Origin of the sequence: Buchnera aphidicola (Cinara confinis) (assembly GCF_900128735.1) — a bacterium.
Taxonomy (GTDB): domain Bacteria; phylum Pseudomonadota; class Gammaproteobacteria; order Enterobacterales; family Enterobacteriaceae; genus Buchnera_F; species Buchnera_F aphidicola_L.
This window is the reverse complement of sequence record NZ_LT667503.1, coordinates 238,944-251,169: the sequence shown is the minus strand read 5'-3', so window position 1 is coordinate 251,169 and position 12,226 is coordinate 238,944. Positions and strand designations below refer to the sequence as shown.

Annotated in this window: 10 protein-coding genes; 6 read left to right on the top strand and 4 right to left on the bottom strand. The window is 25.0% G+C overall.

Translation table 11 applies throughout. The features are described from left to right. Positions 1-83: 83 nt before the first annotated feature. The 3 genes from aspS to trxB form a co-directional block, all read right to left on the bottom strand. Positions 84-1,790, bottom strand: coding sequence for an aspartate--tRNA ligase (gene aspS, locus APCICONF2801_RS01045; protein WP_075431938.1), 1,707 nt, complete (start codon positions 1,788-1,790; stop codon positions 84-86). 99 nt (positions 1,791-1,889) lie between these two features. Beyond that, positions 1,890-2,105, bottom strand: a complete 216-nt coding sequence (gene infA / locus APCICONF2801_RS01040; protein ID WP_075431936.1) for a translation initiation factor IF-1 — start codon at positions 2,103-2,105, stop codon at positions 1,890-1,892. Positions 2,106-2,178: 73 nt separating this feature from the next. After that, positions 2,179-3,144 carry a thioredoxin-disulfide reductase gene (gene trxB, locus APCICONF2801_RS01035; RefSeq protein WP_075431934.1) on the bottom strand — a complete coding sequence of 322 codons (966 nt, stop codon included), beginning with the start codon at positions 3,142-3,144 and terminating at the stop codon, positions 2,179-2,181. Positions 3,145-3,580: 436 nt separating this feature from the next. Here trxB and serS point away from each other — a divergent pair, with 436 nt between their 5' ends. The 6 genes from serS to tpiA all read left to right on the top strand — a co-directional run bounded on the left by serS (position 3,581) and on the right by tpiA (position 11,060). Continuing rightward, entirely contained in the window at positions 3,581-4,876 is a 1,296-nt protein-coding gene (gene serS / locus APCICONF2801_RS01030) for a serine--tRNA ligase (RefSeq protein ID WP_075431932.1), read from the top strand. A 127-nt stretch (positions 4,877-5,003) separates the two neighbouring features. Then, positions 5,004-6,092: a 3-phosphoserine/phosphohydroxythreonine transaminase gene (serC, locus tag APCICONF2801_RS01025; RefSeq protein ID WP_075431930.1), complete on the top strand. Its 1,089-nt coding sequence runs from the start codon at positions 5,004-5,006 to the stop codon at positions 6,090-6,092. 67 nt (positions 6,093-6,159) lie between these two features. Then, positions 6,160-7,458: a 3-phosphoshikimate 1-carboxyvinyltransferase gene (gene aroA / locus APCICONF2801_RS01020; RefSeq protein WP_075431929.1), complete on the top strand. Its 1,299-nt coding sequence runs from the start codon at positions 6,160-6,162 to the stop codon at positions 7,456-7,458. A 718-nt stretch (positions 7,459-8,176) separates the two neighbouring features. Continuing rightward, complete coding sequence (gene rpsA / locus APCICONF2801_RS01015) at positions 8,177-9,787, top strand: 30S ribosomal protein S1 (protein ID WP_075431927.1); 1,611 nt, start codon at positions 8,177-8,179, stop codon at positions 9,785-9,787. Between the two features lie 82 nt (positions 9,788-9,869). Continuing rightward, the gene (locus APCICONF2801_RS01010; RefSeq protein ID WP_075431926.1) at positions 9,870-10,157 is read left to right on the top strand and encodes an integration host factor subunit beta; all 288 of its coding nucleotides are present in this window, start codon (positions 9,870-9,872) and stop codon (positions 10,155-10,157) included. Positions 10,158-10,295: 138 nt separating this feature from the next. After that, the gene (tpiA, locus tag APCICONF2801_RS01005) at positions 10,296-11,060 is read left to right on the top strand and encodes a triose-phosphate isomerase (protein ID WP_075431924.1); all 765 of its coding nucleotides are present in this window, start codon (positions 10,296-10,298) and stop codon (positions 11,058-11,060) included. A gap of 183 nt (positions 11,061-11,243) precedes the next feature. Here the strand turns inward: tpiA and pfkA are convergent, their stop codons facing one another. Next, positions 11,244-12,206 carry a 6-phosphofructokinase gene (pfkA, locus tag APCICONF2801_RS01000; RefSeq protein ID WP_075431922.1) on the bottom strand — a complete coding sequence of 321 codons (963 nt, stop codon included), beginning with the start codon at positions 12,204-12,206 and terminating at the stop codon, positions 11,244-11,246. Positions 12,207-12,226: the final 20 nt, after the last annotated feature.

Sequence of the window (12,226 nt, the reverse complement as noted above, 5' to 3'; positions counted from 1 at the left end):
TATTAAAAATATTAAAAAATATTTTTATATATTTTATGTAAAAAAAAATTAATGAATTATTTTATTTTCAATTTTTTATTCAATTAATTCGGAGCCCCTGTCATTAAACAGGTTGCAGAGTGTGTTTTTGGAAATGCTATAACGTTTTTTATAGTAGTATTTTCCGTTAATAACATTATAATACGATCCAATCCTAAAGCCATACCAATATGTGGTGGTGCACCATATTTTAATGCATTAAGAAAAAATCCAAAATTTTTTTCTTGTTGATTTTTGTTAATTTTTAATAAATTAAAAATACTGATTTGTAAAGCATAATTATGTATTCTTGTTGAACCACCACCGATTTCATAACCATTGATTACTAAATCAAATGCACTGGATATGCTTTTTAGAGGTTTTTTTTCAAGTAGGATTTGATTTTTATTATTTTTTGGCGCTGTAAAAGGATGATGTACAGAAACCATTTGATTATTTTCGTTTATTATAAACATAGGAAAGTCTATCACCCAAACAGGACAAAATTTTTTAAAATTAATAACTCTCAGATCTCGTCCAATATTTTCTCTTATAATACTCATACAAGTATTTATTTTATTGGTTTCTCCTATTGCAAGTAATAAAATATCTTTATTGCCAGATTTCGCATGTAAAAAGATATTGTTGAAAACATTGATATGTTTTTTAGTATTAAAAAAAATATTTTTTTCTTTTAGATATATATTATTATTTAATTGATTAACAAATATATAATTTTTAATACCACATTTTTTTAATATTTTTTTATATTTTTTTATATTAGTTAATGTAATTAATGAAATACCGTTAGGCATATTTATAGATACTATACGATTATTGAGTTTACTATTTAATTTTGGAAAAATTTCTTTTAAAAATTGAGAAGATAAATCATAGATATCAATTAATATTATTGGATTACGTAAATCTGGTTTATCTGTTCCATATTTCAATAAACTATGATGATAAGTTATAGTTTCAAATTTTTCTAAAGGGTTTTTTTTAATTGATAACCATAAATTCTGAATAAGATTTTTAATAATTTTTTGAAATTTTTTTGGATTCATAAATGAGACTTCAATGTCAACTTGCGTAAATTCTGGTTGTCGGTCAGATCTTAAATCTTCATCTCTAAAACATTTAGCGATTTGATAATATTTATCAATTCCCGCAATCATTAATAGTTGTTTAAATAATTGTGGTGATTGTGGAAGAGCATAAAACTTATTTAAATATAAACGACTTTTTACTAGATAATCAGTAGCTCCCTCTGGAGTTGATTTTGTTAGGATAGGAGTATCTATTTCTAAAAATTTTCTTTTTTCTAAAAAATTTCTTATAAGTATAATACTTTGATGTCTTTTTTTTAAGTTATTTATCATAACATCGCGACGTAAATCCAAATATCGAAATTTAAATCTTATATCTTCTTTATTATTTTTAGTATAATCTAATGGTATAGGTAATGTTGTATTAAAAATTTTTAATTGAAAAGAAATCACTTCTATAATATTTTTATATTCCTTATTTTTTTGTTTTTTTAAAGTGATTAAACCTTTTACTTGAATACAAAAATCATTTCTTAATAAACGCGCTTTTTCAAAATTTATATGATATTTAGGATTAAATATAATTTGTACTATACCTGTGATATCTCTTATATCAATAAAAATTAAATTTCCTAAACTTCTCTTTTGATTAACCCAGCCACACAATTTTACTTCTTGATTAATATGTGATACCGTTAGTTCTTTACAATATTTTGTTCGCATAATATTTCCAAAATTTATGATATAAAAACTTAAAATTATCTAATTTGCATTAAAAATTTTATAATATTTTTATATTAAAAAAAATATATCATCAATAATTTATCGACTTCTAAAAATAATACGTCCTTTACTTACGTCATATGGCGTTAATTCTACAGTTACTTTATCTCCGGTTAAAATCCTAATATAATTTTTTCGCATTTTTCCAGAAATATGTGCTGTAACCACGTGTTTATTTTCTAATTCCACTCGAAATGTTGTATTAGGTAATGTATCAATTACAACGCCTTGCATTTCTATATTTTCTTCTTTCATTTTTTTTCCTATTTTTTATTCAATAAATTTTTTTTAAATTATACAAATTTATTGATCTAGTAGTAAATAGTAATTATCTTATTAAACTGCTTATATATTTTTCTGCATCTATTGCAGCCATACATCCGGAAGAAGAAGCTGTAATTGCTTGTCGGTAGATATGGTCAGTTACATCTCCGGCAGCAAAAATACCCGGAATACTTGTTTGTGTTTGAAAATGATGCTCGGTATTATTTTTGTTAATTTGTATAAAATTATTTTTTGTTTCTAATTGATTTAGAAAAATATTTGAATTCGGTATATGGCCAATTGCTATAAATATTCCAAAAACATTTAGTAAAATATTATTTTTTAAAGAATTAATTCTAATTCCTGTTACACCTAAATGATCACCTAAAATTTCATTAACTATATACGACATATATAAAATAATTTTTTTTAATTTAACTTTTTCCATAATTCTTGAAATTAAAATTTTGTCCGCAGTAAATTTTTTTTTACGATGAATAATGTATATAGTTTTTGTAATATTAGATAAAAATAAGGCTTCTTCTAATGCAGAATTTCCACCTCCAATTATAGCAACTGATTTATTTTTATAAAAAAAACCATCGCATATTGCACAAGTTGAAATTCCACCACGAGATTTATATAATGTTTCTGATGGAATATTTAAATATCTTGGTGAGGCACCAGTAGCAATAATTACTGCGTCAGAGGAATAATTTTTTTTTTCTCCATACATTATAAATGGACGTTTTATAAAATTCACATTAATAATGGTGTCATTTATAATATGAATAGGAAATTTTTGAACATGTTTTAACATATTATTCATTAAATTAATTCCACTGATATTATGATATTCACCAGGCCAATTTTCTATGGCGTTAGTGTTTAACAATTGTCCACCTGGTTCAGATCCAGTAATTAGTATTGTTTTTAGATTAGCTCGCGCCGCATAAATGGCGGCTGTATATCCGGCGGGTCCCGCACCAATAATAATTAAACTAGTATATATTTTTGACAATTTAGACATATCATGCTACCAATATATAGTTAAAATTATCAGTTAAAAAAAATTTTAACGGATAATTGATAAGTGAATTCATAAAACTATTCGAATAATAGAGAATAGTTATTAAATCAGTTTTATATTTATATAATAAATAAATTGTTTTTGTAGGTGTTTTATAAAAATATTATTAAACGCATTAGTATAGAATACTTTCTATATATTTTTTTTATTTTCTTATTTACTCGTGAGTAGAACATTTTATTTTTTAAGAAAAAAATAAAATTTAAATGATATTAAAATATTTATTTAAGAGTATAGTAATATTTTTTGATAAAAGAAAATTTAATTTATTATACTTTGTATTTAATATCATGATAGAAATAAAAATTTTTATCGCTATTTTTTTTTTTGTTCTCTTTTTTTAATAACTATAATAAACCTAAAGATTATCCACTATATGTTAGATTTTAATTTTATGAAAAATAATTATCAGTATTTTTATGAACAATTGAAAAGAAGAAATTTTATTTTAGATATTCAAAAAATTTCTATTTTAGAGAATAAAAGAAAAAATTTGCAAAATGATTGTGAATCTTTACGCTCAGAACATAAAAAATTATCTAAATATATTCTTTATCGAAGTAAATTGTATAATAACATTGATATTTTTAAAAATCAATTAATTGAATCAAGAACAATTTTATCGTTATTGAAAAAAAAATTAAACTGCATACAAAATAAAATAAATTTTTTTTTATCAAATATTCCTAATTTACCATCATTAGATACTCCTGATGGAAAAAATGAAAAAAATAATCAAGAAATTAGTCGTTGGGGGCATATCAAAAAATATAATTTTTCGATTAAAAATCATATTAATATTGGTAATAAAATAAATGGATTTAATTGGCAGGAAGCTGCAACTATCTCTGGTTCTGGTTATACCGTTATAAAAGGTGCGTTAGCTAAATTACATCGAGCATTAGGACAATTTATGATAGATATTCATACAGAAAAACATGGATATCAGGAAGTTTACGTTCCTAATATAGTAAAAAAAAGTTGTATGTATGGTACAGGGCAATTACCAAAGTTTGAGAAAGAGTTATTTTATGTAAGTAAAATAACTCAAAATCTTAACAATACCAAACGTTTTTTAATTCCCACAGCTGAAGTACCTTTAATTAATTTAATAAAAAATAAAATAATATTATCTGAGTTATTACCTATTAAGTATGTAGCTTTAAGCGCTTGTTTTCGCGCTGAATCTGCCACATATGGGAAAAATCAACAAGGTTTAATCAGGAATCATCAGTTTGAAAAAGTTGAAATAATTCAAATTGTACATCCTGAAAAATCTGAAGAGAGTTTTGAAATTTTAACAAAACATGCGGAATATATATTAAAATTACTGAAACTACCTTATAGAAAAGTTCTTCTTTGTACTGGAGATCTCGGTTTTTCTGCTCAGAAAACATATGATTTAGAAGTTTGGTTTCCTTCACAAAATTGTTATCGTGAAATTTCTTCATGTTCTATGATAGGCGATTTTCAGTCAAGACGAATAAAAGCGCGATATCAAAATAAAAAAACAAAAAAAAATAATTTTTTACATACTTTGAATGGTTCTGGTTTAGCTGTAGGTCGTACTTTAGCTGCTATTTTAGAAAATTTTCAATGTTCAGATGGGAGTGTTATTATCCCAAAAATATTAAGAACTCCTTATATGAATGGTATGAAAATGCTGAAATAATAAACAAAAAATTAAAAATTAAAAAAAAATATATAATTGTATATATAAATATTTAGTTTTAATAAATAATAAAGATATATAAATCATTCAATAAATTAATCACAAATATATAAAAATCGGTGGTAATATGATTAAAGTATATAATTTTAGCGCAGGTCCAGCAATGTTACCAGGCGATGTGTTAGAAAAAATAAAAAAGGAGTTTCTGAATTGGAAAAAGATTGGTTTATCTATCACCGAAATTAGTCATCGTAGTGATATATTTACAAAAAATACAATCATTATTGAACAAGATTTACGAGATCTTTTAAATGTTCCAAAAGATTATCATGTTTTATTTTGTCACGGTGGAGCTAGAGGACAATTTTCAGCTGTGCCAATGAATTTATTAACAGATTTTCCAAAACCAGATTATATAAATAGTGGCTTTTGGTCATATAATGCTATTTTAGAAGCTCAAAAATATTGCAAACCTAATATTATTAATGTACAAAAACTATCTTCTTCAAAAAAAAAATATGTAGAAAATATGAATAATTGGAAGTTATCTAGTTTTTATACATACGTACATTATTGTCCGAATGAAACACTTGAAGGCTTAGAAATTTTTGAAGAACCTCAGATAAAAAATAAAGTTTTTGTTGGTGATTTTTCATCCACATTATTTTCTCGTAAAATTGATATCAAAAAATATGGCATAATATATGCTTGTGCGCAAAAAAATATTGGTCCTGCTGGGATTACTATTGTTATAGTAAATAAAAATTTATTAAATAATAAAAAAAAATCTATACCATCAATTTTTAATTATTCACTTTTAGCGCAAACAAAATCTATGTTTAATACTCCGACAACTTTTTCTTGGTATGCCGCGGGGTTAGTTTTAAAATGGATGAAAAAAAAAGGTGGTATATCTAAATTAGAGGAGTTAAATAAAAAAAAAGCTAAAATATTATATCAATATATCGATACAACTGATTTTTATAAAAATTCTATTAAGCATAGTCATAGATCTCGTATGAATGTTATTTTTCATTTAAAAATAAAAAAATTAACTGATCTTTTTATAAAAGAGGCGCAAAAAATTGGATTATGGGGATTAAAAGGGCATTCTGTTGTAGGCGGCTTAAGAGCTTCAATTTATAATGCCATGCCACTGAAAGGCGTAGAAACATTAATTAGATTTATGCGCATATTTGAGAAAAAATTTGGATAACTTTGAGCGTCAAAGGTTTAAAAATCACTTAATCATTAGAATAATATAATTAAGGTAAATGATATTTATGGAACAAAATCAACTAACTTTACAACCTATTCAACATATTTCTGGAAATATTATGGATTTACCAGGATCCAAAAGTATTTCAAATCGTGTTTTACTTTTATCAGCTATGTGTATAGGAAAAACAACATTATTTAATTTATTGTCTAGTGACGACGTTAAATATATGTTATGCGCATTAAAAAAACTCAATATTGTATATGATTTTAATCATAATCAGAAATCTTATACTATTCATGGAATAGGTCAAGCGTTATCATGTAATCAGAAAATATCATTATTTTTAGGAAATGCCGGGACAGCTATGAGGCCATTATTGGCTGCATTATCGATACATAAAAATAATATCATTTTAACTGGTGAAAAAAGAATGCACGAAAGACCGATTCATCATTTAGTAGATGCGTTATGTCAAGGTGGAGCTGATATTACATACTTACAAAATAAAAATTTTCCTCCTATCATAGTAAAAGGTGGTTATATTGGCGGATCTATTACAGTTGATGGTACTATTTCTAGTCAATTCTTAAGTGCATTATTAATGATGGCTCCATTAGCAGTAAAAAATACAAAAATTAAAGTGCGAGGAACATTAGTATCACAACCGTATATTAATTTAACTATACAATTAATGAAAATTTTTGGTGTCACGATTGAGCATTGTGTTCATTATAAAAAATTTAAAATTCTTGGTAATCAAAAATATATTACACCGGGATGTTATCATATTGAAAATGATACTTCTTCTGCTACATATTTTTTAGCAGCGGCCGCAATAAAAGGTGGAGAAGTACGCATACAAGGAATGAAGAAAGACAGTATTCAAGGAGACGTAAAATTTGCGGAAGTTTTATGTGAAATGGGTGCGGATATTACCTGGAAAGATAACTCGATTATTTGTAAAAAAAATATTTTAAAAGGTATTAAAATTGATTGTAATCATATCCCAGATGCTGCTATGACAATAGCTATGCTGGGTTTATTTTCCAAAACTCCTGTATATATTAAAAATATTTATAATTGGCGCGTCAAAGAAACAGATCGTTTATATGCTATGGCTAAAGAATTAAAAAAAGTGGGGGCGAATGTAATAGAAGGTTATGATTATATTATCGTATCTGCTCCAAAAAAATTTTTATATGCTAAAATTAATACATATAATGATCATCGTATAGCTATGTGTTTCTCATTAATTGCTTTGTCTGGAGTATCAGTAACGCTATTAAATCCATCTTGTGTTAATAAAACTTTTCCTCAATACTTTAAATTATTCCATTCTCTTTGTAAATATTCAATATAATAATATGGATTTTTTAAATATTAATAATTAAAAAATCAAATTTTTTAATAATGTCTTTTAATAAAAGTTTTTTTATATTTATTTCTAATAATAAACATGATTGATATGAAGGATGATAAATTTTTGATTATCTATAATAAAAAATTTTTTCTTTAGTGATTTATAAAAAAAAAAATTATTTGGAATATTTATGATAAATTGATAAAAAATGTTGATTTGATCAATATAAAAAAAATATGAATATAAATTATTAAAAAAGTTTTAATACCTATTAAATATCTGTATTTTTTATTTAAAATAAATATTTTTTAATATATTAAGTAAATTTCTTATATATTTTTTAAATAATTAAAATATCTATTTTACTATTTTACAAAAAAATGATTCTTATAAAAAATACTACTATATACAATAAAAATTTTTCATATAAAATTAATATTAAATATATATATAAGAATAGAAATAAAAGAATGAATATTTTTAAAATATTTTTTTATTTAAATAAAAATATTTATTTTTTAAATAATTCAATTATTTGATAAATTATAATTGCATAATGATTTATGCCATTGCTATTATAATACAAAATAAAAAATATATTTTTTGATTTTTTAAATAATATTAACATGTTCTATTGCTGTTAATTTTAAATACATTTAACGGTCTATATAATTTAACTTTATAGATATTTCATTTAACAAACTTAAAGATTATTTATATGAATACATCTTTTGCTCAATTATTTCAAGATTCTTTAAAAAATATTAAAACAAAACCTGGCTCAATAATTAAAGGGCAAATAATTTCAATAAAAAAAGATATGGTATTAGTAGATGCTGGACTAAAATCTGAATCTTCTGTTCCTTTAGAACAATTTCAAGACTCACAAGGTCATATTGAAATAAAAATCGGTGATTTTGTAGATGTTTCACTAGATGCTATCGAAGATGGTTTTGGTGAAACTATACTATCTCGTGAAAAAGCTAAGAGACATGAAGCTTGGATACGATTAGAACATGCATATGAAAATAAAAATTCTGTACTAGGAATCATCAATGGAAAAGTTAAAGGAGGCTTTACAGTTGAATTAGATGATATCAGAGCATTTTTGCCAGGATCATTAGTTGATATACGACCTATTCGAGATACAATACATTTAGAGGGTAAAGAATTAGAATTTAAAGTAATTAAATTAGATCAAAAAAGAAATAATGTAGTGGTTTCGCGTCGCGCAGTGATAGAATCAGAAAATAGTGCTGAACGTCATCAATTATTAAATAGTTTACAAGAGGGTAATACGGTACAAGGAATTGTTAAAAATCTTACAGATTATGGGGCTTTTATTGATTTAGGAGGTGTAGATGGTTTATTACATATTACAGATATGGCATGGAAAAGAGTAAAACATCCTAATGAGATAGTAAAAATAGGCGATGATATAAACGTAAAAATTTTAAAATTTGATCAGGAAAAAACACGTGTTTCTTTAGGTTTAAAACAATTAGGTATAGATCCCTGGATTAATTTAGAAAAACGTTATCCAGAAGGGACAAAACATAAGGGTATTGTAACGAACTTAACTGATTATGGTTGTTTTGTGGAAATTGAAGAAGGGGTAGAAGGGTTAGTTCATGTATCAGAAATGGATTGGACTAATAAAAATATTCATCCTTCTAAAGTTGTAAAATCAGGTGAATCCATTCAAGTGTCTATTTTAAATATTGATGAAGAAAGAAGAAGAATTTCGTTAGGCATTAAACAATGCACAATTAATCCGTGGAATCAATTTTCTGAACAAAATAAAAAGGGTTGTACTGTTTCCGGAAAAATAAAATCTATTACAGATTTTGGTATTTTTATTGGATTAAATGGAGGTATTGATGGATTAGTACACTTATCAGATCTTTCATGGTATTGCTCTGGTGAGAAATCGGTAAAAAAATATAAAAAAGGAGATGATATTTCTGCTATTGTTTTACAAGTAGATTCAGAGCGTGAACGCATATCTTTAGGTATTAAACAATTAACAGAAGATCCTTTTAATATATATATAACAAAAAATAAAAAAAATACAATAGTATCAGGTATTATACGTTTAATTGAAGAGAAAATAATTTTTTTAATATTAGAAAGAGGAATAGAAGGGTGCTTAAAAACCATTGATATCCCAGCGGAATATCGAGAAAAATATTTATCAATAAATAATATCGGAGAGAAAATTCAAGCTAGAATATCTGGATTTGATAAAAAAAATAGAATTGTATATTTACATTATATATCAAATGATAGTCACGCTCTTTTAAAAATAAACAGTATAATTACTGAATAATATAAACTATATATATTTTTAAAAATCAAAAAATTTCTGAATAATGATTTTATATTATCAATAAAAATTATTTAGAGGATATATGAATAAATCAGAATTATTTGAAAGAATTACTGAAAAAAAAAATTATATTCAAGCAAAAATTATTGAATGTATTGTAAAAGATATTTTAGAATATATGTCGCTATCCTTAGAAAAAGGAAGTCGAATTGAAATCCGAGGATTCGGTAGTTTTTCTTTACATTACCGTTTTGCACGTGTAGGTAGAAATCCGAAAACAGGAGAAAAAGTAAATTTAAATGGAAAATATGTTCCTCATTTTAAACCGGGAAAACAATTACGAGAACGTACTAATTGTTTTTCTAAATAATATGAAAATAAAAAAATTAATTTTTTTATAATTTTTATATAAAATATATTTTATAAATATTTATATTTTATAGTTCAGCAATTATTAGGATATCCAGTGCTCTTCTTTAATGATTGCTAAAGAAAGGTGATTAAGAGTATGATTAAACCAATTATTATCGGTAACTGGAAATTAAATGGTAGCAAAAAATTTATTAAAAATATTTTAAAACCATTAAACCAATTTCTTATAAAATATTATAAAGTTTGTACCATAGTGATCGCACCCCCTATATTGTATACTAATTTTATTCAAAATATTCTTTCTTCTGATCAAGCAAATTTTTTTTTAGGCGCGCAGAATGTTGATACACATTTTTCCGGACCTTTTACCGGAGAAATTTCTCCTATTATGTTAAAAGATTTAGAAATTCATTATGTTATTATAGGTCATTCTGAGAGACGTGTAAATCATTATGAAGATAACCATATAATTGCTAAAAAATTTCATATGTTAAAACAAGAAAAAATCATACCAGTATTATGCATAGGAGAAACTAGTCAAGAACATAAAGAGAAAAAAACAAAGGAAGTATGTAAAAAACAAATAGATGTAATATTTGATTTATGTGGAGAAAATGCATTTAATAATACCATTGTTGCATATGAACCGATTTGGGCGATAGGGTCAGGACAATCTGCATCGCCTAAAGAAGTTCAAATTATATCTCATTTTATACGAAACTATATTAAAAGTAAGTCTAATAATCAAATTAAAAATTTTTTTATTCAATATGGAGGTTCAGTAACAAAAAATAATGCTCAAGAGTTAATCTGTCAAAATGATATTGATGGATTTTTAATTGGTGGAGCCTCTTTATGTTTAGAAGAATTTACAAAAATTATAAAAATTATAAATAAATAAAACTTTCTTAATTAATTTATTTTTTAAAAAAAAATGTGGTCAATTTTTATTTTAAGATACGTTTTTTTTTGAATAAAAAAATATTTTTTATCGTCGGTATGATTTTTTTAAATGAATGATTTATTTAAGCGCCGGGATACCCGGCACTTATTATTCTTTCGAAAAGAAAAAAAGAAAAAGAAACTAATATAAATTTTTTACGATTTTTAACCAATCCATTTTAAAAGGTTTTTTCAAGCCTTGAAGTGCTATACTTATGTCATGATGAACTAGCATATCATTAATAATCCCAATACATCTTCCTTTTTTTCCTTCTAAAAGTAATTGTACTGCATAGTACCCCATGCGAGCCGCTAAAATTCTATCATAAACAACAGGAGTTCCTCCTCTTTGTATATATCCTAATGTCGTTACTCTTGTTTCTTTTTTTGTTTTTTTTTCAATATATTTTGCTAATTTTTTTACATCATATAAATATTCAGTAACAGCAACGATTGCGTCTTTTTTTCCATTTTTTAGACTATTTTTTATATCTAATAATAAATTTTCTTTTTTATATTTTATTTCTGGAACCATAATAAACTCACAACCACCTGCAATAGAGGCAGCTAAGGTAAGATCACCACAATAACGTCCCATAATTTCTACAATAGATATACGCTGATGAGAAGAAGAGGTATCTCGTAATTTATCAATTGCTTCAACAATAGTTTCTAAAGCAGTAAAATATCCGATTGCATAATCGGTTCCTGCTACATCATTATCAATAGTTCCTGGAATACCGATACAAGGAATCCCCATATTAGTTAAATGCTTTGCACCAATATATGATCCGTCTCCACCAATAATTACTAAACAATCTATACCTCTTTGAGAAATTTTTTTTACAGCAACTGATCGAATTTCTTCTTGAGAAAATTCTGGAAAACGGGAAGATCCTAAAATGGTACCACCTTGATTCATAATATTTAACACACTAGATTTATCAAGTTGTATCATACGATTTTTATATAAACCTAAAAAGCCATCTTGAATACCTATAACATGTATTCTTTTATTCAAAGCTGTACAAACTACTGCTTGAATCACAGCATTCATTCCGGGTGCATCGCCACCACTCGTTAATATGCCAATTGTTTTAATCATTGCGATAACACACCCTCTAA